Origin of the sequence: Micromonospora sp. DT63 (assembly GCF_049841615.1) — a bacterium.
Classification (GTDB): Bacteria; Actinomycetota; Actinomycetes; order Mycobacteriales; family Micromonosporaceae; genus Micromonospora.
The window spans coordinates 24,660-46,561 of the sequence record NZ_JBNCKQ010000009.1; the positions used below are offsets into that span (position 1 = coordinate 24,660).

General features: G+C 72.9%; 26 protein-coding genes. 17 read left to right on the plus strand and 9 right to left on the minus strand.

Features of this window, described 5'->3' with window-relative positions; all coding sequences use genetic code 11:
• The first annotated feature begins 50 nt into the window (after positions 1–50).
• The 10 genes from sufD to ACLQ27_RS27515 all read left to right on the plus strand — a co-directional run bounded on the left by sufD (position 51) and on the right by ACLQ27_RS27515 (position 7,385).
• Positions 51–1,196, plus strand: coding sequence for a Fe-S cluster assembly protein SufD (gene sufD, locus ACLQ27_RS27470; RefSeq protein ID WP_357498880.1), 1,146 nt, complete (start codon positions 51–53; stop codon positions 1,194–1,196).
• Complete coding sequence (locus ACLQ27_RS27475) at positions 1,196–1,522, plus strand: non-heme iron oxygenase ferredoxin subunit (RefSeq protein ID WP_234588432.1); 327 nt, start codon at positions 1,196–1,198, stop codon at positions 1,520–1,522. The genes sufD and ACLQ27_RS27475 overlap by 1 nt, the downstream gene beginning before the upstream one ends.
• Positions 1,522–2,295 carry a Fe-S cluster assembly ATPase SufC gene (sufC, locus tag ACLQ27_RS27480; protein ID WP_151489655.1) on the plus strand — a complete coding sequence of 258 codons (774 nt, stop codon included), beginning with the start codon at positions 1,522–1,524 and terminating at the stop codon, positions 2,293–2,295. Before ACLQ27_RS27475 ends, sufC begins: the two co-directional genes overlap by 1 nt.
• Before the next feature lie 20 nt (positions 2,296–2,315).
• Positions 2,316–3,620 carry a cysteine desulfurase gene (locus ACLQ27_RS27485; RefSeq protein WP_357498883.1) on the plus strand — a complete coding sequence of 435 codons (1,305 nt, stop codon included), beginning with the start codon at positions 2,316–2,318 and terminating at the stop codon, positions 3,618–3,620.
• Between the two features lie 2 nt (positions 3,621–3,622).
• Positions 3,623–4,096: a Fe-S cluster assembly sulfur transfer protein SufU gene (sufU, locus tag ACLQ27_RS27490; RefSeq protein ID WP_234588465.1), complete on the plus strand. Its 474-nt coding sequence runs from the start codon at positions 3,623–3,625 to the stop codon at positions 4,094–4,096.
• A gap of 73 nt (positions 4,097–4,169) precedes the next feature.
• On the plus strand, positions 4,170–4,697 hold the full coding sequence (locus tag ACLQ27_RS27495) for a metal-sulfur cluster assembly factor (protein WP_425869378.1): 528 nt from the start codon (positions 4,170–4,172) through the stop codon (positions 4,695–4,697).
• 558 nt (positions 4,698–5,255) lie between these two features.
• Positions 5,256–5,882, plus strand: coding sequence for a LysE family transporter (locus ACLQ27_RS27500; protein WP_357498885.1), 627 nt, complete (start codon positions 5,256–5,258; stop codon positions 5,880–5,882).
• A gap of 53 nt (positions 5,883–5,935) precedes the next feature.
• Positions 5,936–6,598 (plus strand): acVLRF1 family peptidyl-tRNA hydrolase, encoded by a 663-nt coding sequence (locus tag ACLQ27_RS27505; protein WP_357498887.1) that lies wholly within the window; start codon positions 5,936–5,938, stop codon positions 6,596–6,598.
• A gap of 107 nt (positions 6,599–6,705) precedes the next feature.
• Positions 6,706–7,017: a muconolactone Delta-isomerase family protein gene (locus ACLQ27_RS27510; protein WP_425869381.1), complete on the plus strand. Its 312-nt coding sequence runs from the start codon at positions 6,706–6,708 to the stop codon at positions 7,015–7,017.
• A gap of 2 nt (positions 7,018–7,019) precedes the next feature.
• Complete coding sequence (locus tag ACLQ27_RS27515) at positions 7,020–7,385, plus strand: nuclear transport factor 2 family protein (RefSeq protein ID WP_425869383.1); 366 nt, start codon at positions 7,020–7,022, stop codon at positions 7,383–7,385.
• Between the two features lie 60 nt (positions 7,386–7,445).
• Here ACLQ27_RS27515 and ypfJ read toward each other — a convergent pair whose 3' ends face one another.
• Complete coding sequence (ypfJ, locus tag ACLQ27_RS27520) at positions 7,446–8,348, minus strand: KPN_02809 family neutral zinc metallopeptidase (RefSeq protein ID WP_357498893.1); 903 nt, start codon at positions 8,346–8,348, stop codon at positions 7,446–7,448.
• A 246-nt stretch (positions 8,349–8,594) separates the two neighbouring features.
• Here ypfJ and ACLQ27_RS27525 point away from each other — a divergent pair, with 246 nt between their 5' ends.
• Positions 8,595–10,199, plus strand: a complete 1,605-nt coding sequence (locus ACLQ27_RS27525) for an ABC-F family ATP-binding cassette domain-containing protein (protein ID WP_234588419.1) — start codon at positions 8,595–8,597, stop codon at positions 10,197–10,199.
• 48 nt (positions 10,200–10,247) lie between these two features.
• Here ACLQ27_RS27525 and ACLQ27_RS27530 read toward each other — a convergent pair whose 3' ends face one another.
• Entirely contained in the window at positions 10,248–10,847 is a 600-nt protein-coding gene (locus ACLQ27_RS27530; RefSeq protein ID WP_425869385.1) for a cadmium resistance transporter, read from the minus strand.
• 212 nt (positions 10,848–11,059) lie between these two features.
• On the opposite strand from ACLQ27_RS27530, the gene ACLQ27_RS27535 reads away from it, so the two are divergent.
• The 3 genes from ACLQ27_RS27535 (at position 11,060) to ACLQ27_RS27545 (ending at position 14,192) form a co-directional block, all read left to right on the plus strand.
• A complete protein-coding gene (locus ACLQ27_RS27535; RefSeq protein ID WP_007462679.1) occupies positions 11,060–11,287 on the plus strand; it encodes a helix-turn-helix domain-containing protein in 228 nt (75 codons plus the stop codon).
• Positions 11,288–11,333: 46 nt separating this feature from the next.
• Positions 11,334–12,101: an enoyl-CoA hydratase/isomerase family protein gene (locus ACLQ27_RS27540; protein WP_425869387.1), complete on the plus strand. Its 768-nt coding sequence runs from the start codon at positions 11,334–11,336 to the stop codon at positions 12,099–12,101.
• Positions 12,102–12,215: 114 nt separating this feature from the next.
• Positions 12,216–14,192, plus strand: coding sequence for an ABC transporter ATP-binding protein (locus ACLQ27_RS27545; RefSeq protein ID WP_425869537.1), 1,977 nt, complete (start codon positions 12,216–12,218; stop codon positions 14,190–14,192).
• 102 nt (positions 14,193–14,294) lie between these two features.
• Here the strand turns inward: ACLQ27_RS27545 and mug are convergent, their stop codons facing one another.
• The 6 genes from mug to ACLQ27_RS27575 form a co-directional block, all read right to left on the minus strand.
• Positions 14,295–14,894: a G/U mismatch-specific DNA glycosylase gene (mug, locus tag ACLQ27_RS27550; RefSeq protein WP_425869389.1), complete on the minus strand. Its 600-nt coding sequence runs from the start codon at positions 14,892–14,894 to the stop codon at positions 14,295–14,297.
• A 44-nt stretch (positions 14,895–14,938) separates the two neighbouring features.
• Positions 14,939–15,700 carry an SDR family oxidoreductase gene (locus ACLQ27_RS27555; RefSeq protein WP_357498903.1) on the minus strand — a complete coding sequence of 254 codons (762 nt, stop codon included), beginning with the start codon at positions 15,698–15,700 and terminating at the stop codon, positions 14,939–14,941.
• Positions 15,685–16,209, minus strand: coding sequence for a hypothetical protein (locus ACLQ27_RS27560; protein WP_425869391.1), 525 nt, complete (start codon positions 16,207–16,209; stop codon positions 15,685–15,687). The genes ACLQ27_RS27555 and ACLQ27_RS27560 overlap by 16 nt, the downstream gene beginning before the upstream one ends.
• Positions 16,206–17,024: a DUF692 domain-containing protein gene (locus tag ACLQ27_RS27565; RefSeq protein WP_357498907.1), complete on the minus strand. Its 819-nt coding sequence runs from the start codon at positions 17,022–17,024 to the stop codon at positions 16,206–16,208. Before ACLQ27_RS27565 ends, ACLQ27_RS27560 begins: the two co-directional genes overlap by 4 nt.
• A complete protein-coding gene (locus ACLQ27_RS27570) occupies positions 17,021–17,950 on the minus strand; it encodes a TIGR04222 domain-containing membrane protein (RefSeq protein ID WP_425869393.1) in 930 nt (309 codons plus the stop codon). The genes ACLQ27_RS27565 and ACLQ27_RS27570 overlap by 4 nt, the downstream gene beginning before the upstream one ends.
• Before the next feature lie 155 nt (positions 17,951–18,105).
• The gene (locus tag ACLQ27_RS27575) at positions 18,106–18,678 is read right to left on the minus strand and encodes a TetR/AcrR family transcriptional regulator (protein ID WP_234591495.1); all 573 of its coding nucleotides are present in this window, start codon (positions 18,676–18,678) and stop codon (positions 18,106–18,108) included.
• A gap of 77 nt (positions 18,679–18,755) precedes the next feature.
• Between ACLQ27_RS27575 and ACLQ27_RS27580 the strand changes: the two genes are divergently transcribed.
• The 3 genes from ACLQ27_RS27580 to ACLQ27_RS27590 all read left to right on the plus strand — a co-directional run bounded on the left by ACLQ27_RS27580 (position 18,756) and on the right by ACLQ27_RS27590 (position 21,469).
• Positions 18,756–19,616, plus strand: coding sequence for a carbon-nitrogen hydrolase family protein (locus ACLQ27_RS27580; protein ID WP_357576116.1), 861 nt, complete (start codon positions 18,756–18,758; stop codon positions 19,614–19,616).
• 65 nt (positions 19,617–19,681) lie between these two features.
• Positions 19,682–20,326, plus strand: a complete 645-nt coding sequence (locus ACLQ27_RS27585) for an HAD family hydrolase (RefSeq protein ID WP_234591492.1) — start codon at positions 19,682–19,684, stop codon at positions 20,324–20,326.
• Between the two features lie 210 nt (positions 20,327–20,536).
• Entirely contained in the window at positions 20,537–21,469 is a 933-nt protein-coding gene (locus ACLQ27_RS27590; protein WP_357498914.1) for an RIO1 family regulatory kinase/ATPase, read from the plus strand.
• A gap of 49 nt (positions 21,470–21,518) precedes the next feature.
• Here the strand turns inward: ACLQ27_RS27590 and ACLQ27_RS27595 are convergent, their stop codons facing one another.
• Positions 21,519–21,767, minus strand: a complete 249-nt coding sequence (locus tag ACLQ27_RS27595; RefSeq protein WP_234591490.1) for a DUF2630 family protein — start codon at positions 21,765–21,767, stop codon at positions 21,519–21,521.
• Between the last annotated feature and the right edge of the window lie 135 nt (positions 21,768–21,902).

Below are 21,902 nucleotides of genomic sequence, written 5' to 3' on the forward strand. Positions count from 1 at the left end.
CGCACCCTGCCCCAACCTCGTCGTCACGGAACAGACAGACCAAGGAAGACATGACTACCCAGGCTTCCGCGCCACCGCCCAGCACCAAGTCGCAGGCGTTGCGCTCGTACGACGTCGCCGACTTCCCGGCCCTGACCGGCCTGGAGGAGGAGTGGCGTTTCACCCCGCTCAAGCGACTGCGCGGCCTCGCCGGCGACGCGCAGGCCGGCACCGGCACGGTCCGGCACGAGTACGGCGAGCTGCCCGAGGGCGTGGCCATCGAGCGCATCGGCACCGACGACCCGCGGGTGGGCAGCGTGCTCACCCCGGTCGACCGGGTCAGCGCGCTCGCGTACGGCGGCGCCGGGCAGGCGCTGCTGTTCTCGGTGGCGAGCGATGTCGTGGTGGGCGCCCCGGTGAGCGTGCGGGTGGTCGGCGACGGCGGCGAGGGTCTGGCCTTCGGGCACACCTTCGTCGAGGTGGGCCGCTTCGCGGAGCTGACGCTGGTGCTGGAGCACGTCGGCTCGGCGACCCTGGCGGACAACGTCGAGGTGTCGGTGGGCGACGGGGCCAAGCTGACCCTGGTCACCGTGGCCGACTGGGCACCGGACGCGGTGCAGGCGCAGCACCTCAAGTTCAAGCTCGGCCGGGACGCCCGGGTGACGCACGTGCAGGTGAGCCTGGGCGGTGACCTGGTGCGCCAGTTCACCAGCGTGGAGTACACCGGCCGGGGCGGCGAGGCCGAGCTGTACGGCGTCTACTTCGCCGACGGTGGCCAGCACCTGGAGCACCGCCAGCTGGTCGACCACTCCGTGCCGGACTGCCGCAGCTACGTCGGCTACCGGGGCGCCCTGCAGGGCGCGGACGCGCACACCGTCTGGGTGGGCGACGTGCTGATCCGGGCCGAGGCGACCGGCACCGACACGTACGAGATCAACCGGAACCTGCTGCTCACCGACGGTGCGCGGGCGGACTCCGTACCCAATCTGGAGATCGAGACCGGCGAGATCGCCGGCGCCGGCCACGCCAGCGCGACCGGCCGGTTCGACGACGAGCAGTTGTTCTACCTGATGGCCCGGGGCATCCCGGAGGGTGAGGCCCGCCGACTGGTGGTCCGCGGCTTCTTCGCCGAGGTGATCAACAAGATCCCGGTCGAGGAGCTGCGCGAGCGCCTGGGCGACGCGATCGAGGCCCGGCTGGCCAAGGCGGGCGCCTGATGATCCGCATCTGCTCCACCGAGGACGTGCCGAAGGGCACCGCGATCAGCGCGGACGTCGACGGCACCCCGATCGCCCTGGTGCACGGCGAGGACGGCGAGTTCTACGCCGCGTACGACGAGTGCTCGCACGCCGCGGTCGCCCTCTCCGAGGGTGAGGTCGACGGCTGCACGCTGGAGTGCTGGCTGCACGGCTCGCGCTTCGATCTGCGCACCGGTGCGCCGACCGGCCTGCCCGCCACCGAACCCGTCCCCGTCTACCCCGTCGAAGTCCGCGACGGCGACATCTACCTCAGCCTGACGCCGAGTAATGGAGTGACCCGATAATGAGCACCCTGGAGATCCGCGACCTGAAGGTGTCGGTCAAGCTGCCCGAGGGTGAGCTCAAGCCGATCCTGGCCGGCGTCGACCTGACCGTGAAGTCGGGGGAGACCCACGCGATCATGGGCCCGAACGGGTCCGGCAAGTCCACCCTGGCGTACTCGATCGCCGGCCACCCGAAGTACGAGATCACCGGCGGTTCGGTGACCCTCGACGGCGAGGACGTGCTGGCCATGACCGTCGACGAGCGCGCCCGCGCCGGCCTCTTCCTGGCCATGCAGTACCCGGTCGAGGTGCCCGGCGTCTCGGTGGCGAACTTCCTGCGTACCGCGAAGACCGCCATCGACGGCGAGGCCCCGAAGCTGCGCACCTGGGGTGGCGAGCTGCGCGGCGCGATGGAGCGCCTGCAGATGGACCCGGCGTTCGCCCAGCGCAACGTCAATGAGGGCTTCTCCGGCGGTGAGAAGAAGCGGCACGAGATCGTCCAGCTGGAGCTGCTCAAGCCGAAGATCGCGATCCTCGACGAGACCGACTCGGGCCTCGACGTGGACGCGCTGCGCGTGGTCAGCGAGGGCGTCAACCGGGTCCGCGACACCGGTGACACCGGCGTGCTGCTGATCACCCACTACACGCGGATCCTGCGCTACATCAAGCCGGACTTCGTGCACGTCTTCGTGGCCGGCCGGATCGTCGAGCAGGGCGGCCCGGAGCTGGCCGACAAGCTCGAGGCCGAGGGCTACGAGCGGTACGCCGCCGGGGCCGGCACGGCCAAGGCCTGAGTGGGGAGGGCGCTGCCGAGATGACCAGCATCGCGATCCCCGAGGGGATGCCGCAGTACGACGACGTGCCGCGTTTCGACGTGGCCCGGGTACGCGCCGACTTCCCGATCCTCGATCGGGAGATCAACGGGCACCCGCTGGTCTACCTCGACAGCGCCAACACCTCGCACAAGCCCCGGCAGGTGCTCGACGTGCTCGACGAGCACTACGCACGGCACAACGCCAACGTGTCGCGCTCGGTGCACACCCTGGGCACCGAGGCCACCGAGGCGTACGAGGGGGCGCGGGCCAAGATCGCCGCGTTCATCAACGCGCCGAGCGTCGACGAGGTGGTGTTCACCAAGAACTCCACCGAGGCGATCAACATCGTGGCGTACGCCTTCTCGAACGCCTCCCTGCGCCCGGACGCCGACCCCCGGTTCCGGCTCGGCCCCGGCGACGAGGTGGTGATCTCCGAGATGGAGCACCACTCGAACATCGTCCCGTGGCAGCTGCTCTGCGAGCGGACCGGCGCGACCCTGCGCTGGTTCCCGGTGACCGACCAGGGTCGGCTCGACGAGTCGGGCCTGGAGGACCTGGTCACCGAACGGACGAAGATCGTCTCGCTGGTGCACGTGTCCAACATCCTCGGCACCGTCAACGCGACCTCCCGGATCACCGCGCGGGTCCGCGAGGTGGGCGCGCTGCTGCTGCTGGACTGCTCGCAGTCGGTGCCGCACCTGCCCATCGACGTCGTCGACCTGGACGCCGACTACATCGTGTTCACCGGGCACAAGATGCTCGGTCCGACCGGCATCGGCGTGCTCTGGGGCCGCGGTGAGCTGCTGGCGGCCATGCCGCCGGTGATGGGCGGCGGCTCGATGATCGAGACGGTGACCATGGCCCGGTCGACGTTCGCCGCGCCGCCGGCCCGCTTCGAGGCGGGCACCCCGCCGATCGCCGAGGCGGTCGCGCTCGGCGCTGCCGTCGACTACCTGACCGGCGTCGGGATGCGGGCCGTCCAGTGGCACGAGAAGGAGCTGACGGCGTACGCGCTGGAGGCCCTCGGCACGGTGCCGGACCTGCGGATCTTCGGCCCGACCGTGCCGGTGGGCCGCGGCGGCACCATCTCGTTCGCCCTCGGTGACGTGCACCCGCACGACGTGGGCCAGGTGCTCGACTCGCTCGGCGTGCAGGTGCGGGTGGGCCACCACTGCGCGAAGCCGGTGTGCAGCCGGTTCGGCGTCCCGGCGATGACCCGGGCCTCGTTCTACCTCTACACCACCACCGAGGAGATCGACGCCCTGGTGGGCGGTCTGGAGCAGGTGCGGAAGGTGTTCGACTGATGGTGCAACTCGACCAGCTCTACCAGGAGATCATCCTGGACCACTACAAGCATCCGCACGGCCGTGGCCTGCGCGACGCCGACGACGCGACCGACCAGGTCGCGGAAGCGCACCACGTCAACCCGACCTGCGGCGACGAGATCACCGTCCGGGTGGCCACCGACGGCGACGTGCTGCACGACATCTCGTACGACGGCATGGGCTGCTCGATCAGCCAGGCCTCGGCGAGCGTGCTGCACGAACTGCTGCGCGGTCGGGGCACCGGGGAAGCATTCGAGGTGCACGAGGCGTTCGTCGAGTTGATGTCGGGACGTGGCCAGGTCACGCCCGACGAGGACGTACTCGGTGACGGGGTGGCCTTCGCGGGCGTCGCCCGCTACCCCGCCCGGGTGAAGTGCGCGCTGCTGCCGTGGATGGCGTTCAAGGACGCCGCGGCACGCGCCGGCGTGGGCGTGGGCCCGGAGGTGAAGGCGTGAGCGTGCGTCAGCGAGCGATTTCCAGCAGCACTGTGGTGCCGGGTGGCATCACGAAGCGAACCGGAGGGACGGCATGAGCGAGAACACCGCTACCGCGGCGACGCCGGAGGCCGGTGACGCCACCGCGGCGCCGCAGACCGACGCCGTGACGACCGACGGAGCCCCGACGACCGACGCCGTTGCGACCGACGGCGCTGCGACGACCGACGGCGCTGCGACCGACGCGGCTGCGACCCCGGGTGCCGGCGACGCCGCCACCTCGACGGGCGGCGTCAGCAAGGCGATGATCGCCGACATCGAGGAGGCGATGAAGGACGTCGTCGACCCCGAGCTGGGCATCAACGTGGTCGACCTCGGCCTGGTGTACGGGGTGCACGTCGACGACGAGAACGTCGCGACCCTGGACATGACGCTCACCTCGGCGGCCTGCCCGCTGACCGACGTCATCGAGGACCAGGCCCGGCAGGCGCTGACCACCGGCCCGGGCGGCGGCCTGGTCAACGACATCCGGATCAACTGGGTGTGGCTCCCGCCGTGGGGCCCGGACAAGATCACCGACGAGGGTCGGGACCAGCTCCGTTCCCTCGGCTTCAACGTCTGACCCGACTCCGTCCCACAGTCGTCGAGCGCGGTGCCCTTCGGGGCGCCGCGCTCGATCCGTTGCGGGATGCGCGGGAAACCGCAGTGGCCCGGAGCCCCGCACTTGTCGACCCTGACGGGCCCAAGGTCGTGCTCGATCATTGATGTAGTGGCCTCGGTGCGTCGCCGAGGCCACTACATCCTGGTCGGAGCGCGATCTTGGCCGGATCGTCGTTGACGTTCGCAGCTCGCCTCCAGATGGGCTTGCTCGCCGGCGGCCTTGGCAAGATCCGCGCAACTTCACCGATGTTGCGGTCTCCCGCCAGGCTGAGGCAGCAACATCGGCGATGTTGTGAGGATCTTGGCGTGGGGCGTGGGGCGTGGGGCGTGGGGCGTGGGGCGTGGGGCGTGGGCATGGGCGTGGGCGTGGGGTGAAAGTCCGTTGCGGGGGCGTGGGTGGGGCGCGCAGGATGCCGACTGTGATTGAGGCGTACCCGATGCAGGTTTCTGTCCGTGCGGCCACCGCCGCGCGTCGACAGCGGACCGTGCCCGGGGTGACCTCGACCCGTCGCCCGTCGTCGTGAGCGGCGCGTTCCTCGCCGGTCTGGTGGCCGGGTACGGCGTCGCCATCCCGGTCGGCGCGATAGCGATCCTCATCCTGGGGCTCAGCGCCCGTACCTCGTTCCGGGTCGGCGCGGCCGCGGCGCTCGCGGTGGCGACGGCCGACGGGCTGTACGCGGCGGTCGCCGCGTTCGGCGGCGCGAGCCTGGCCGGGGTCGTCGCCCCGGCGGCCGGTCCGCTGCGGGTGGTCGCCGCAGTGGTCCTGCTGGGGCTCGCCGCGCACGGCCTCTGGCGCACGTGGACCACCCACCGCGCCCGGCCGGCGCCATCGGCCGGCGGGGGCCTGCGTACTCCCGCTCGGGCGTACGCGGCGGTGCTCGGGCTGACCCTGCTGAACCCGATGACAGTGCTCTACTTCGCCGCGCTGGTGCTCGGGCGCCGGGACACCGCGGACGCGAACGGGCTGACCGCCGGGCTCTTCGTGGCCGGCGTGTTCCTGGCGTCGGCGAGCTGGCAGCTGCTCATCGCGGGCGGCGGCACGATGGTCGGCCGGGCGCTGACCGGGCCGCGTGGCCGGCTCGTCACCGGCCTGGTCTCCAGCGCGCTCATCGCCGCGCTCGCGGTGGTGGCGCTGCTGCCCGGCTGAAGCCGAGCCCGCCCGACGCCCCGCCCCGAGCCGTCGTGGCGTACGGTCGGGCCGTGACCAGTCGACCCGCAGCCGGGGGCGGCCGGTGGGTCGAGGTCGACCCGGCCCGCGTCGGCCGCTGGGTCGAGGGCTTCGCCGACCGGCACGGCCCGCCCACCACCACCGCGCGGGAGTACGGCCTGCTGCTCACCGCCCCCGACGGGACCACCGCCGAGCTGTACGCCCCGCCGGGCGCTCCGGTCGGCGCGGACGTGGCGGCCTTCGTCGCCGCAGCCGGCGCACCGCACCGGATCGGCCTGCTGCTGGCCCGCAAGGGTGCGGTGGCGGTAGGTGTGGCGCAGGGCCCCGACCTCGTGGTCTCCAAGGTGGACACCCGGTACGTGCAGGGGCGCACCGCCGCCGGGGGATGGTCGCAGCACCGGTTCGCCCGCCGCCGCGACAACCAGGCCAAGGCGGCGCTGGGCGACGCGGCGGACCTGGCCGTACGCCTGCTGTTGCCGGAGGCGGCGCGGCTCGCGGCCCTCGTCTGTGGCGGTGACCGGCGGGCGGTGGACACGGTGCTGGCCGACCGGCGGCTGGCCCCGCTCGTGCCGCTGCGGGCCGAGCGGTTGCTCGACGTGCCGGAGCCGCGGCACGCGGTGCTGGTGGCGGCGGTGGGCGCGGCCCGGGCGGTACGGATCCGGCTGCGCGACCCGGAGCCCGATCCCGCGCGGTAACGGCCGCCGGCCTCGGCGCCAGCGACGGCGGGCCGCAGGGGGAGACGACCGCCACGCAGATCGGGGTTCCCGGCGTGCTGCCGGGCCGCCGGCCGGAGGATGGGCGGGTGGAGTTCCTGGTTGACATGGTGACGACGGTTCCCGACGGCACGTCCGAGGACGAGGTCGCCGACATGCGCGCACGGGAGGCGGCGCGTTCGGCCGAGCTGGTGGCACAGGGCAGCCTACTGCGCCTGTGGCGGCCGCCGCTGGCGCCGGGGGAGTGGCGTACGTGGGGGCTCTTCCAGGCCGCCGACGCGGACGAGTTGGAGGCGGTCCTCGCGTCGATGCCGCTGCGCGCCTGGCGGCGGGAGACGGTCACGGTGTTGACGCCGCACCCGAACGACCCGGGTCAGCCGCCCCGGCAGGCGAGGAGTTGACGGTGGCCGGCAGCGAGGCGGACGTCCTGCGGACCGTCCTGGACCGGTGGAAGTCAGCTGTCGACGCCCACCAGCCGGATCAGGTCGCGTCGGTCTTCACCGAGGATGCGATCTTCCAGGGCCTGCGCCCGTACGTCGTCGGCCGGGCCGGCGTCGCCGCGTACTACGCCGCGCAGCCGCTCGGCCTGACCGCCGCGTACGAGATCCGGGAGACCCGGCGGCTCGCCGACGATGCGGTCCTCGGCTATCTGGAGGTCGAGTTCGGGTTCACCGACCGACCGGCGCTGACCGTGCACCTCGGTGTGGTCGTCCGGCGGGTCCACGACGCCTGGTTGATCGGGCACTACCAGGTCTCCCGGCTCGACTGACCACCCAACGACAATCGCGGCAGGCCCGCTCGGCGGGCCTGCCGCGATCGCGTGGAGATGTCAGAGCTGGTTGGTGCCGAAGGTGTCGCAGGTCTTCGGGTCGCCGCTGTTGTAGCCCTGCTCGAACCACTTCTGCCGCTGGGCGGCGGTGCCGTGGGTGTACGAGCTCGGGTCGTTGCCCCGGCCGGACTTCTGCTGAATGGCGTCGTCGCCGATCGCGCCAGCGGTGTCCACCGCGTCCTGGATGTCCTGCTCGCTGATCGACTTGAAGATCGCCTTGTCGTTCTTCGACTTGGTCTCGGTGGCGTGGTTGGCCCAGGCGCCCGCGAAGCAGTCCGCCTGCAACTCCAGCCGGACCGAGCCGGAGGTGGCCCCGGTCTTGCCGTCCTGCGCCTTGGCCTCGGTGCCGAGCAGGTCCTGCACGTGGTGGCCGTACTCGTGCGCGAGAACGTACGGCTGGGGGAACTCGCCGTCGACGCCGAACTCGGACTTGAGCGTGTCGTAGAAGGTCAGGTCGATGTAGACATGCTTGTCCGCCGGGCAGTAGAACGGGCCGACACCCGAGTCGGCCTGACCGCAGCCGGTGTTCACGCTGTTGCTGAAGAACCGCGTGGTGACCGGTTGGTACTGGTCGCCGAACGCCTTCGGCATGGCGTCCTTCCAGTAAGCCTGGATGGAATTGATGAAGAGGGTGTTGCGGCAGTCCTCGGTCTTGGTCGCGCTCGCGGAGCACTCGGCGTCCAGGCTGGAGTTGTCGGCTGGCTGGTCGCTGCCGCCGCCGCCGAGCTGGCTGAGCCCGAACCCGCCACCGGCCAACGCCAGCACGACGGCGATGATGATGCCGATCAGGCCGCCGCCCCCGGGGATCGGGATCCCGAGGCCTCCGCCCCCGCCGCCTCCGCCGGATCCACGCATGTCCTCTACCTGACTGGTGTCGACCTGCGCGTTCTCGTTCAGCTCCATGATGACCTCGATCGCGTGAAATGTCCTGTGATAGGCCGTCAGCGCCGGACCGGGTCCGGACGGCGATTCGGTACCCGATGATCTTGATTGGTAATCCGGCCCGGCCGCTCGACCGCGCCCCGGTACACTTGTCCCCGTGCCGCGCTGCGAAGGCTGAACCGCCCCCGCGCCGACGGGCCCACCGCCCGCCGGCGCTTTCGCGTGCCCTGAGTCAGCCTTCCAGACCCCGAGAGCGAGTCCCACGAGATGATCACTGCCACCGGCCTGGAGTTGCGCGCCGGCTCCCGGATCCTGCTGTCCGACACCACGCTGCGCGTGCAGCCCGGTGACCGGATCGGCCTGGTCGGCCGCAACGGCGCCGGCAAGACCACCACCCTGAAGGTGCTCGCCGGCGAGGGGCAGCCGTACGGCGGGCAGATCGACCAGCGCAGCGCCATCGGCTACCTCCCGCAGGACCCGCGCACCGGCGACCTGGAGGTCACCGGCCGTGACCGGGTGCTCTCCGCCCGTGGCCTGGACGTGCTGATGTCCCAGATGAAGGAGATCGAGGCCCAACTGGCCGAGGACGCCAGCGACAAGCTGGTCCGCCGCTACGGCGCGCTGGAGGACCAGTTCGCCGCCCTGGGCGGGTACGCGGCCGAGGCCGAGGCCGCTCGCATCTGCGCCAACCTGGGGCTGCCGGACCGCGCGCTCGCCCAGACCATCGGCACTCTCTCCGGCGGTCAGCGCCGGCGCATCGAGCTGGCCCGGATCCTGTTCCGCGACGCCGGTGAGAACGGCGGCGGCATCCTGCTGCTCGACGAGCCGACGAACCACCTCGACGCGGACTCGATCACCTGGTTGCGGGGCTTCCTCGCCAACCACAAGGGCGGCCTCATCGTGATCTCCCACGACGGCGCGCTGCTGGAGTCGGTGGTCAACAAGGTCTGGTTCCTCGACGCCACCCGGTCCGTGATCGACGTCTACAACCTGGGCTGGAAGGCGTACCTGGAGGCCCGCGAGACCGACGAGCGCCGCCGCCGCCGGGAGCGGGCCAACGCGGAGAAGAAGGCCGGCGCGCTGATGGCGCAGGCCGACAAGATGCGGGCCAAGGCCACCAAGACCGTCGCCGCGCAGAACATGGCCCGCCGCGCCGAGAAGCTGATCTCGGGCCTGGAGGAGGTACGCGTCGCCGACCGGGTGGCCAAGGTGCGCTTCCCCAGCCCCGCCCCGTGTGGCAAGACGCCGCTCACCGCGACCGGCCTGTCCAAGTCGTACGGCTCGCTGGAGATCTTCACCGACGTCAACGTCGCGGTGGACCGTGGTTCCCGGGTGGCCATCCTCGGGCTCAACGGCGCTGGCAAGACGACGCTGCTGCGGATGCTCGGCGGGCTGCTCACCCCGGACACGGGCGAGGTGCACGCGGGGCACGGGCTGCGGTTGGGGTACTACGCCCAGGAGCACGAGACGCTTGACGTGGAGCGGACGGTGCTGGAGAACATGCGCGCCGCAGCCGTCGAGCAGTCCGACACCGACCTGCGCAAGATCCTCGGTGCGTTCCTGTTCTCCGGCGACGACGTGAACAAGCCGGCCGGGGTGCTCTCCGGCGGCGAGAAGACCCGCCTGGCGCTGTCCACCCTGGTCTGCTCCGGCGCCAACGTGCTGTTGCTCGACGAGCCGACCAACAACCTCGACCCGGTCAGCCGCGAGCAGGTGCTCGACGCGATCGCCAACTACCCGGGCGCCATCGTGCTGGTCACGCACGACCCGGGCGCGGTGCTCGCGCTCAAGCCCGACCGCGCGATCCTGCTGCCCGACGGCGACGAGGACGCCTGGAGCGACGACCTCCTCGAACTGGTCGAGCTGGCCTGACAGGGCGGGCCGGCTCGGGCCGCCGCCGGTGGGTGGGTCGGCCCGTTCTCAGCCGAGCAGGTCGACCAGCCGGCCGAGCACGCCGGAGCTGACCAGGATCACCACGCCGATGGCGACGAAGATCGCCGGCACCAGCCAGTGCCCGGCGCGCTCCACCAGGGCGACCACCCGCCGGTGGCCGCCGAGCCAGGCCGCGGCGGCGCACCACAGGCCGACGAACACGACGAAGACCAGCAGGAAGACCGCGCTGTCGCCGGGGCCGAGAGCCCGGAACACGGGTACGTAGACGGCCACGTTGTCGGCGCCGTTGGCGATGGTCACCCCGGCCACGCCGAGTGTCCCGCTGACGACAGTGGCCGGCTCGTCATCGTCCGCGCCGCGCAGCGCGCGGATGCCCAACGCGATCGGCAGCAGGCCGAGCAGCCCGGTCCACGGGTCCGGCACGACCAGCAACCCGGCGGCGACCACCGCGCTGGCCAGCGCGAGCGCGCCGATTCCCAGGTACTGGCCCGCGACGATCTGCGAGGTGCGGGGCCGGCCGGTGGTGCGGGCCGCCACGAAGAACAGCGTGAGGATGACGATGTCGTCGATGTCGGTGGCGGCGAAGACCACCGCCGCTCCGGCCGCGGTGCCCAGCAGGTCGATCACGCCCGGGAGCGTACGGGTCGAGGCGTCGCCGCGCGGCGGTGGCCCTTCCGGACGATGCGCCGGGGCCGATCGCGAGGATCACTCTATCGGGAAGCTGACATTGCATAGCGTGTCGGTTGGCGAAGAGTTGATATCTGGCGCATGATCGTCCGAGGCGGTCTAATAGGTGGGACCGTATCCGAACCGCACAGTCTGGGACGTGAGGACACAGCATGGCAGCCACTGGCACAGCCACCAGCACTGAGAAGGGTCGCCGGATCGTCGGAGCCGAGCGTCAGACGCTCGCCAAGGACCTGGTAAAGCGGTACACGTCGGGGGAGAGCATCCGCGCGCTGGCGGCCTCGACCGGCCGTTCCTACGGGTTCATCCACCGAGTGCTCACCGAGTCCGGGGTTCAGCTGCGTCAGCGCGGCGGTGCCCGGCGCCGCAAGAAGGCGTGACCCGCCCCTTCGCGTCGTTCACCAGCGCCGCGCCCCGGGCAGCCCGGTGACCGCCGAGGCGACCGGGGTTCGGCTGACCTGCGACGGGCCGGTTGCCACGGTGACGTTGTGCCGGCCCGACGTGCTCAATGCCCAGACGCCGGCGATGTGGCGCGCGATGAGCGACTTCTCTCGCGACCTGCCCGGCGACGTCCGGGTCGTGGTGCTGCGTGGCGAGGGGCGTGCGTTCTCCGCCGGCCTCGACCTCGCGGTGGCTGGTGCCTCCGGCCCGGGGTCGTTCGCCGAGCTGGCCACGCTGCCCGAGCAGGAGTGCGCCGACCGGATCGCCGAGTTCCAGGCCGGCTTCACCTGGCTGCACCGACCGGACGTCGTCTCGGTGGCCGCCGTGCAGGGGCACGCGATCGGCGCGGGTTTCCAACTCGCTCTGGCCTGTGACCTGCGGGTCCTGGCCGCCGATGCGAAGTTGTCGATGGCCGAGGTGACGCTCGGGCTCGTGCCCGACCTGGCCGGCACCAAGCGCCTCGTCGAGCTGGTCGGCTATTCCCGGGCGCTGGAGATCTGCGCGACCGGCCGCCGGCTGGACGCCGCCGAGGCGGACCGGATCGGCCTGGCCACTCTTGTCGTACCGCCGGCCGAGCTGGATGGCGCGGTCCGTGACCTGACCGCCGGCCTGCTGGCCGGGCCCCGCGACGCGGTGGTGGAGATCAAGGCCCTGCTCGCCGGCGCGGCGGGGCGGTCGCACGCCGACCAGCAGCGCGCCGAGCGGGAGGCGCAGACCCGCCGCCTGCGGGATCTGGCCGGCCGCGGAGAATAGTAAGGACCGTACGGGAAGATCCGGGTTACGACCGAGGTTGTCAGAGTCGTCGGGAGAATTGACCTGACGTGTGTGGTCCACCCGACGACCCGGAGGTGAGCGGTGTCCAACCCGATGTCCGGCGGTGGCATGGCCGGGTGGAGCATGCTCCGGTCGATGCGTAACCGCGACGAGGTCTCCACCCACCGGCTCAAGCACGGCGTGGCCCGCCGCATCGTGGCCTTCGCCCAGCCCTACCGGCGCGACATCATCGTCTTTCTGGCCACCGTGGTGCTGGCCGCCATCATCGGCGTGGCGACGCCGGTGCTCGCCGGTGACGTCATCAACGCCATCAACCGGGGCGGCAGCGAGGCCGGTCGGCTCGTGGTCCAGCTGGCCCTGTTCATCGCCGGGCTGGCCGTCGCCGACGCGCTGCTGTCCCTGGCCCAGCGGTGGTATTCGGCCCGCATCGGCGAGGGCATCATCCTCGACCTGCGCACCCGGGTCTACGACCACGTGCAGCGGATGCCGTTGCAGTTCTTCACCCGCACCCAGACCGGCGCCCTGGTCAGCCGGCTCAACAACGACGTTCTCGGCGCCCAGCGGGCGTTCACCTCCACCCTGTCCGGTGTGGTCAGCAACGTCATCCAACTGGTCCTCACCGCCGCGGTGATGTTCACCCTCTCCTGGCAGATCACCGCGCTCTCACTGGTGCTGCTTCCGATCTTCATCATCCCGGCCCGACGGGTCGGACGGCGGCTGGCCGACATCACCCGCGAGGCGTACAACCTCGACGCCAAGATGAGCGCGACCATGACCGAGCGGTTCGGGGTGGCCGGGGCGCTGCTGGTGAAGCTGTTCGGCCAGCCCGAGATCGAGGCCCGCCGGTTCGCCGACCGGGCCGAGCGGGTGCGTGACATCGGCATCCAGTCCGCCATGTACTCCCGGACGTTCTTCGTGGCGATGCTGCTGGTCGCCTCGCTGGCGCAGGCACTCACCTACGGCCTCGGCGGTTGGCTCGCCGTCACCGGCGGCGTCAGCGCGGGCACCGTGGTGACCCTCGCGCTGCTGCTCACGCGGCTGTACGGGCCGCTCACCGCGCTCTCCAACGTCCGGGTGGACGTGATGAGCGCGCTGGTCTCCTTCGACCGCGTCTTCGAGGTGCTCGACCTGCAGCCGGGCATCGTCGAGAAGCCCGACGCGGTGCCGGTGCCCCGCGGCAACGGTCGCGTCGACTTCCGCGACGTCCGCTTCCGCTACCCGAGCGCCGCCGAGATCTCCCTCGCCTCGCTGGAGGAGGTCGCCACCCTCGACCGGACGGTCAACGAGCCGGTGCTCAAGGGCGTCTCGTTCAGCGTCGAGCCGGGCCAGATGGTCGCCCTCGTCGGCCCGTCCGGCGCCGGCAAGTCGACGCTGTCCATGCTCATCTCCCGCATCTACGACGTCACCGACGGCCAGGTGCTGGTCGGCGGGACGGACGTGCGCGACGCCACGCTCGCCTCCCTGCGCGACGAGATCGGCGTCGTCACCCAGGATTCGCACCTGTTCCACGAGACGATCGCGGAGAACCTGCGGTACGCCAAGCCGGACGCCACCGACGACGAGATCTGGGCGGCGCTCGCCGGCGCACAGGTCGCCGACCTCGTCCGGTCGCTGCCCGACGGGCTGGAGACCACAGTGGGGGAGCGCGGCTACCGCTTCTCCGGCGGCGAGAAGCAGCGCATCGCCATCGCCCGGCTGCTGCTCAAGGCCCCGTCGATCGTGATCCTCGACGAGGCGACCGCCCACCTGGACTCGGAGAGCGAGGCGGCGGTGCAGCGGGCGCTGTCGGTCGCGTTGGCCGGGCGTACCGCCCTGGTGATCGCGCACCGGCTCTCCACAGTCCGCGACGCCGACCAGATCCTCGTGCTCGACGGCGGCCGGATCGTCGAGCGGGGCCGCCACGACGAGCTGGTGGCGGTCGGCGGGCTCTACGCCGAGCTGTACCGCACCCAGTTCGCTGTCGCCGACTCGCCCCGGCCCTTCGTGGACGCGACAGGCCCCGAGCCGGTGGTCATGCCCCTGGGCACGTACGTCGCCGACGAGGCGATGCCACCCGCCGCCGCCAACTGACCGACGATCGGTTGATCGACTCCGGTTCCTGGAAATCGGGGTGTCCCGGCCGCGTCGACAGGCCGACTTCCAGGAAGTCGAGTCGATCAACGGCAGGCGGCGTCAGGTCGGGCGGCGGTCCGGCAGGCCGGTCGCCTCGCGCAGCTCGGCGAACGCCGCGCCCAGCGTCACCGGCGTGAAGTGCGCGTTCAGTCCACTCGGGTTCGGCAGCACCCACAGCCGTGCCCCGGCCAGCGACTCCGGCTGCGGCCCGAAGGCGGCCTTCGGCCGCTGAAAGCCGATCCGGTACGCGGTCACCCCGACCACCGCCACCCAGCGCGGCCGGTACCGGGTCACCTTGTCGGTCAGGATCGCGGCGCCGTCGAGCAGTTCCTCGGCGGTCAGCTCGTCGGCGCGGGCGCTGGCCCGGGCGGCCATGTTGGTGATTCCGAGCCCGAGGGCCGGCAACTCGTCCTGTTCGCTCGGGTGCAGCAGCCGGGCAGTGAACCCGCCCAGGTGCAGCGCCGGCCAGAACCGGTTGCCGGGCCGGGCGAAATGCCGGCCGGTGGCGGCCGACCACAGGCCCGGATTGATCCCGACGAAGAGCACCGACAGCGCTGGCGCGAGCACGTCCGGGATGGTCCGGTCGGTGGCGGCGGCCAGGTCCGCCTTGCTCGGCCGTGGATGCGCGGCACCCGTGCGACCTCCCAGCGCGGTCGGCACATCCCCGCCTCGGCCGCCCTCGCCGGGTGTCGGAGCGCCCGCTGTCACAGGCCGCGCAGCGCGCCGCCGTCGACCGGGACGGTGAGGCCGGTCAGGTAGCTGGCCGCGGGAGAGAGCACGAACGCTGCCACCCGCCCGAACTCGGCCGGGTCGCCGAGGCGGCGCAGCGGGATGCTCGCCTCCGCCTCGGCGCGGGCGCGCTCCGGGTCGCCGGTGGCGGCGAACAGCTCCCGGTTGCGGTCGGTCAGGACCCGGCCGGGCAGCAGGCCGACCACGCGTACGCCACGCGGGCCGTAGTCGTCGGCGATGTCCTTGGCGACGCCGACCAGGCCGGGCCGCAGGCCGTTGGAGATGCCGAGGCCGGGCACCGGGCCGCGCGCCGAGGTGGAGAGCACCAGCCCGATCGCGCCCCCTTCGGGCAGCGCGGCGGCGACGGTGCGCGCCGCGCGGACGGTGCCCAGAAAGACGGTCTCGAAGGAGTGCCGCCACTGCTCGTCGGTGATCGACGCCGCGGTGCCGGCGGGCGGGCCGCCGACCGAGATGAGCGCGCCGTCGATCCGGCCGAAGTGCTTGCGGGCCGCCGCGACGAGCCGCTCCGGGGTCTGCGGGTCGGCCAGGTCGGCGGCGACTCCGACCGCCCGGTCCGGGCCACCCAGCGCTTCGGCGGCGGCGTCGACGGCGTCGGTGTCGCGGGCCGAGAGCACCACCCGCGCGCCGTCGGCGACCAGGCACTGCGCCGTCGCGTAGCCCAGCCCGCGGGAGGCGCCGGTGAGCACGTACACCCGGTCGGTCAGTCCGAGATCCATGTCGCCGATCCTGCCGCATCCGGGTCGGGCCCGCCAACGTGGGCGGGCGGACGCGCGGCGGGGCGCACCAGACGTACCCGACCGGCGACCTGCACCGCGACGGCGCCGCCGACGCGGGCCACGGCCGGCAGCCGGCGCGGGCGCGGCGCCCGACGCCCGTCATAGCGCAGGCCGGCCTCGCGGACGGCCAGTTCCTCGGCGCCGCCCGGCGGCAGCGCGCCGCGCTCGCGCAGCGTCCGGGCCAGGTCCCAGCCGTCGCGCAGCGACCCGGCGGTGGGGCGCTCGGCGGCCCATTCGGCGAAGGTCGCCGGCCACGCCGCGCCGAGGCCGGCGGCGAGCAGCGGCCAGTGTCGGGCCACCTCACCGGCCCGTTTGCGGCGCAGCGCCGCCCGGGTGGCGGCCAGCGGTCCGGCCGCGAACCCCGCCGGCGGCGGACCTCCGGCGACAAGCGTCGCCACCAGCTCCGCCTGCCGGGCGACGAGCCCGGTACGGGGATCGGCGCCCGTCACGTCACGGCCGGGAAGCCGGCGGCGGCGGCCAGGGCGTCCAGTTCGGCGCGCAGCTCGGCGGCCGGTGGGTAGCCGCCGTCGCGTTCCAGCAGGAGCGCCGGTGGCCGCTGCCGGGCGCAGAGCGCGCGGACCAGCTCCAGCACCTCCGGCGGCACCGGATCGGTGTGCGTGTCGTGGTAGAACCCGCCGTGCTCGGCACCGCCGGCCACGTGCACGTAACCGATCCGGTCCAACGGCAGCCGGTCGAGCAGCGCGAGCGGGTCCTCACCCCGGTTGCGGGCGTTGGCGTGCACGTTGGCGATGTCCAGCAGCAGCAGCGCACCGGTGCGGTCGAGGATCTCGGTGAGGAAGTCCGCCTCGTCCAGCTCGTCGTCGGGCCAGTCGAACAGGGCGGCGATCGGCTCCAGCGCGATCGGCACGGGCAGCTCGGCCTGCGCCCGGGCCACGTTGGCGCAGACCGCGTCGACAGCCTCGGCGCTGCGCGGCAGCGGCAACAGGTGCCCGGCCTCCAGCCCACCGGCCCGGACGAAGGCGATGTGCTCGCTGACCAGCGGGGCGTCGAGCCGCTGCGCCACCGCGGCCAGGTGGGCGACGCGGGCCGGGTCGACCGGCTCGGCGCCGCCGAGGGAGAGCCGCACCCCGTGCGGTACGACTGTCACGTCGCGCTCGCGCAGCTGCGCCAGCCCCGGCGGGAGCGGCCCGGTGGCGGGCACCGACTCGGCCACCACCTCGACGAAGCGCAGCCCGGGCAGCTCGGCCACGAAACCGGCGATCTCGGGACGCCAGCCGATGCCGACGCCGGACGGGGCGGTCATCCGCCGCACCCGCCTCCGCCGCACCCGCCCCCGCCACCGCAGGAACTGCCGCCACCGCAGGAGCTGCCGCCGCCACACGAGCTGCCGCTGCCCGACGAGCCGGAGCCCGACGACCAGCCGCTGCTGGCGATGGCCTGGCGCTGGATCTCGGCCTGCTCGGCGAAGCCGGGGTCGATCGCCCAGAGCGACGCGGTGCCGTACAGCGCCACGCCCATCGCCGCGCCCGCCGCGCCGTAGGTGGCGTACGCGGGAGACGAGGCGGGGGCCAGGTGGTTGTTGCGCTTACGCAGGTCGCGCAGCATGGCCCGACCGGCCCGACTGGTCTGGGGCACGCGCCAGAGCAGCAGCACCGCTACCAGCACCCCGACCAGGGTGAGCAGCAGGTAGCCCACGGGCCGCCCGTTGGTCAGGCCGGCGAACAGCCGCACCACGCCGAGCACCAGCAGCGCGGCGAGGAGCCGTGCCCACCGCCTCGCGGTGGCGCGTCGCTCCGGGCTCACGAGCAGGCCGCGCTCTTCGAGGCCGGTGCGGAGCTGGGCGAGCGCGGTGACCACCCGGTCGTTCTGGCTCAGGTCACGGACGCGGGAGTGCTGGTGGGCCGCCCAGTGGATGGCGCCGTCCAACGGGGTGAGCCCGGTCGGCGCCGGCCCGACGGTGGTGAGTCGACGGTCCGGCCGTACGCCGATCGCGCCGCTGCCGCGCAGCCCGCCGAGCGCGGCGTGCACGGCGAGTGTCGGCCCACCGTTGAGGTACGCGACCTGTTGGGGGCCGAGCGGGTCGGCGCTGGCGTGGCCCCCTTCGGTGGCGAGGCGGACCCGGTGCAGCACCGCGAGGGCGACCACGACGGCGGTCGCCACGAGGTAGAGCCGGAGGAAGGTCGGGCCGGGGATGCCCCAGGTGTCGCCCGACGCGGCGTGGACGATCATCGGCTGCTCCTGTCGCCGGAGGGATCGGCGGCCCCATTGTGGAGCACGACCGCCACGGTCCCCGTCCCGGTATGCGGCAGGCGTTCAGCGGCGGCGGACCGCCTTCTTCGTGGAGCACGACCGCCACGGTCCCCGTCCCGGTGTGCGGCAGGCGTTCAGCGGCGGCGGACGGCCTCCTCGACCAGGTCGAGCACCGGACCCAGGTCGCCGGCGGGTCGGCCCATCGCCAGGTGCAGCACCAGGCCGTCGTAGGCCAGCTCCAGGAACTGGGCCAGCACGTCGATCGGTACGTCCTCGCGCAGCACCCCGGCGTCGCGCTGGCGGGCCAACCGGTCCCGGGTCGCCTCGGCGATCGCTGCCGACCGCTCCGCCCAGCGCTTGGCGAACGCCGGATCGGTGCGCAGCCGGCGGGAGACCTCCAGTTGGCTGCCCAGCCAGCCGGTGGTGTCGGGGGAGACCGCGCGGGCCAGCAGATCGCGCATCACCTGCACCAGACCGTTGCGGGCCACCGTCTCGACCATCGCGGCGGCGTCGTCCTCGGCGACGGCGAGAAAGAGCGAGTCCTTGTCCCGGAAGTGGTGGAAGATGGCGCCCCGGGACAGCCCGGTGGCCTCCTCGAGGCGACGGACAGTCGCCCCCTCGTAGCCGAGCCGCGCGAAACACGCCCGCGCGGCGGCGAGGATCTCCTGCCGGCGCGCGTCGAGCTGGTCCTGGCTTACTCTGGGCACACGTCGATCGTCGCAGGTCACCCCGGGCCATGCAAACCGTACGTACGGCTTGGTGCGGTGCCGTTTACCATCCTCCGGTGACCCCGCTGCACCCCACGCCCACCGCGGCGCTGACCGTCGCCACCGTCCAGGCCACCCCCGTCCCCGGTGACGTCGCCGGCAACGCGGCGGCGGCGGCCGAGCTGGTCCGTCACGCCGCCGGCCAGGGCGCCCGCGTGGTCGTCCTCCCCGAGCTGTACCTGTGCGCGTACCACCCGCCGACCCTCGCCGTCGACCCGGTCGGCACCGACGTGGCTGTCGACCCGGCCGGGGTGGTCGTCGACGCCCGACTCGACCCGCTGCGCGACGCGGCGCGCACGGCCGGGAGCACCCTGGTGGTCGGGGCGGCGGCACGGCACCCGGACGGCCGGCGCACCATCGCCGCCCTGGTGGTCGACCGCGTCGGCACGATCCGGGTCGGGTACGACAAGCAGCAGTTGTGGGGCGACGAGCGCGAGCTGTTCACCCCCGGCGGTCGGGGCGCCACGCTGCTGGTCGACGACTGGCGGCTCGGGTTGGGCATCTGCTACGACGGCTGCTTCCCCGAGCACGGCCGCGCCGCCGCGCTCGACGGCGCGCACGCCTACCTGTGCCCCAGCGGCTACCTGGCCGGCTCCGAGCACCGCCGGGACCTGTACTACGCCGCGCGGGCCCTGGACAACACCATGTTCGTGGTCTTCGCCAACGCGGTCGGCGGCAGCGACCCGTGGCGGTTCAACGGCGGCGCGGCGATCTACGACCCGCAGGGACGTACGCTCGCCCGGGGCGCCGACGAGGGCACGGCGGTGCTGGTGGCGACCCTCGACCCGGCCGCGCTCGCGGACACCCGGTCGGCCCATTCGATGCTCGCCGATCTGCTGCCGGGCCAGGGCGGCCCACGGGTGTCGCTGACCGGTTGAGCCCACCGTCAGGTCGACGCCCGCGGGATCTGTTGGCGGACACGTCGGTCCCGTAGGGTGCCCGAGTGCCACTGCTCCTGCTGGACCTGGACAACACCCTGCTGGATCGGGCCGGGCCGTTCCGCCGCTGGGGTGAGCGCTTCCTGGACGGCATAGGTGCGCCCCCCACCGACATCGACTGGCTGCTCTCGATCGACGCCGACGGTCTGACCGACCGCTGGGATCTCGCCGACGCCATCCGGGACCGCTACGAGCTGCGTATCCCCTCGATCGACCTGGTGGAGGAGCTGCACGACGGGGTGGTGGAGCAGACCCGCCTCGATCCGCTGACCGCCTGCGCGCTGCGGATCGCCGACGACGCGGGTTGGGTGCCGGTGGTGGTCTGCAACGGCACCGTACGCGTCGAGGACGCCAAGATCCGACGTACCGGCCTGGATCGGTACGTCGCCGACTGGGTGATCTCCGAGGAGGCCGGGGTCAGCAAGCCCAACCCGCGGATCTTCGCGCTCGCCGCGCAGCGGGTCCGGATGCCGCTGCGCGGCGCCTGGGTGGTCGGCGACAGCCCGGAGGCGGACATCGGCGGCGCCGCGGCCGTCGGATTGCCCAGCGTCTGGCTGCACCGGGGACGGACCTGGTCGGACGTCCGGTTCGCGCCGAGCCGCACGGTGGACGGGCTGATCGCCGCGGTCGCCACGGTGCTCGCTAGCTGACGGGGTTCGCCGCCGCCGGACGCGGCGTGCACCCGGCCGTTGCAGCGGCCGCGCTAATTCGATTGACCCGCCGTCGGGGCGACGGCAGCATGGGCGGCGCATCGTGCACCCGGGCGTGCGCCCGGTCGAGGAGAGGGGGTCGGTCATGGCCGTCTTCGCAGGTCGCTTCCAGCTGCCTAACTCAGCCTCGACCAAGGGAACCTCACCACAGTGCGCGATCATGACCTGCCGGCGCTGGAGCGCCGCAGCCGCGGCAAGAGCCGCTTCGACGACGACGAACCGCAGTTTCTGAAGCGCGGGCGGCCCACCGAGCCGCCCGCCGACCCCGACGGCGAACCCGACCCGGCCACCGGCGAACGCTGGTCGTCGTGGGACGACGCCGTGCACGGCCCCGAGCCGCACCCGCAGTGGCTGATCACCGAGCTGGCCGCCAAGGACACCGAACTGGGTGTGCTCAAGACCGGCAAGGAGGCGGACGTCCACCTGGTCCGCCGTGCGGTACCGGACACGGACCGATCCTGTCTGCTGGCCGTCAAGCGATACCGGGACGCCGAGCACCGGCTGTTCCACCGTGATGCCGGCTACCTGGAGGGGCGCCGGGTGCGGCGGTCCCGGGAAAACCGGGCGATGGCCGGCCGGACGGCCTTCGGCCGGCAGATGATCGCCGGGCAGTGGGCGGCGGCCGAGTTCGCCGCGCTGGCCCGGCTCTGGGAGATCGGCGCCGGTTACGACCGGATCGCCGTGCCGTACCCCGTGCAGTTGCGGGGCACCGAACTGATGTTGGAGTTCGTCGGCGACGCCGAGTCGGGGCTTGCCGCGCCTCGGCTGGCCCAGCTCCGGCCCGGCACGGCGGAGCTGCGCGACCTGTGGGGCCAGCTTGTCGAGGCGCTGCGCGTGCTGGCTCGGGCCGGCTACGCGCACGGCGACCTGTCGCCGTACAACCTGCTCGTGCACTCCGGGCGGCTGGTCGTGATCGATCTGCCGCAGGTGGTCGACGTGGTGGCGAACCCGCAGGGTCCCGAGTTCCTGGCCCGCGACGTGCGGGTGGTCAGCGCGTGGTTCGTGGCCCGGGGGCTGAGCGCCGAGCAGGTCGACCCCGGCGCACTGACGGGGGAGCTGCTGCGGGAGGCGGGCATCCGCTGAGCGGAGCGGGTCGGGCTGCCCGAGCGGCTGCCCGACCCACTCCCACCGGTCACTGCAGGTAGCGCTCGACCTCGGGCTTGGGGCGTTCGCCCTGGGAGTCCGGGTCGCCGTGGGTCTCTCGGGCGGCCCGACGGCGGCGCAGCAGGTCCCAGCACTGGTCGAGGGACTCCTCCAGCGCGCGGAGCCGCTCGCTGGCCTCCCCCTCGGTGCCCGACTCGTGGGCCTGGGCGTCCGCGCGCAGCCGGTGTTCCTCGTCGACCAGCTCGGAGATCCGGTTCAGGATGGTCTTGTCGTCCATGCCACAGAGCCTGGCACAGGGTGCCCGGCATCGCCCGGATTCGCAGGTACCGGTGCGTCCTGGCTCACACGCGCCGCCCGCCCTCTGGGATCGCACGGGTGCGACCCGGTGGGTGGCTCCGCTGGGCGTGCGGCC

Excerpts from the sequence above, each read along its gene's own strand:
- sufD (WP_357498880.1), top strand. The coding sequence starts at position 51 with ATGACTACCCAGGCTTCCGCGCCACCGCCCAGCACCAAGTCGCAGGCG.
- ACLQ27_RS27475 (WP_234588432.1), top strand. The coding sequence starts at position 1,196 with ATGATCCGCATCTGCTCCACCGAGGACGTGCCGAAGGGCACCGCGATC.
- sufC (WP_151489655.1), top strand. The coding sequence starts at position 1,522 with ATGAGCACCCTGGAGATCCGCGACCTGAAGGTGTCGGTCAAGCTGCCC.
- ACLQ27_RS27485 (WP_357498883.1), top strand. The coding sequence starts at position 2,316 with ATGACCAGCATCGCGATCCCCGAGGGGATGCCGCAGTACGACGACGTG.
- ACLQ27_RS27495 (WP_425869378.1), top strand. The coding sequence starts at position 4,170 with ATGAGCGAGAACACCGCTACCGCGGCGACGCCGGAGGCCGGTGACGCC.
- ypfJ (WP_357498893.1), bottom strand. The coding sequence starts at position 8,348 with ATGGAGCTGAACGAGAACGCGCAGGTCGACACCAGTCAGGTAGAGGAC.
- ACLQ27_RS27525 (WP_234588419.1), top strand. The coding sequence starts at position 8,595 with ATGATCACTGCCACCGGCCTGGAGTTGCGCGCCGGCTCCCGGATCCTG.
- ACLQ27_RS27535 (WP_007462679.1), top strand. The coding sequence starts at position 11,060 with ATGGCAGCCACTGGCACAGCCACCAGCACTGAGAAGGGTCGCCGGATC.
- ACLQ27_RS27545 (WP_425869537.1), top strand. The coding sequence starts at position 12,216 with ATGTCCGGCGGTGGCATGGCCGGGTGGAGCATGCTCCGGTCGATGCGT.
- ACLQ27_RS27555 (WP_357498903.1), bottom strand. The coding sequence starts at position 15,700 with ATGGATCTCGGACTGACCGACCGGGTGTACGTGCTCACCGGCGCCTCC.
- ACLQ27_RS27565 (WP_357498907.1), bottom strand. The coding sequence starts at position 17,024 with ATGACCGCCCCGTCCGGCGTCGGCATCGGCTGGCGTCCCGAGATCGCC.
- ACLQ27_RS27570 (WP_425869393.1), bottom strand. The coding sequence starts at position 17,950 with ATGATCGTCCACGCCGCGTCGGGCGACACCTGGGGCATCCCCGGCCCG.
- ACLQ27_RS27595 (WP_234591490.1), bottom strand. The coding sequence starts at position 21,767 with ATGGACGACAAGACCATCCTGAACCGGATCTCCGAGCTGGTCGACGAG.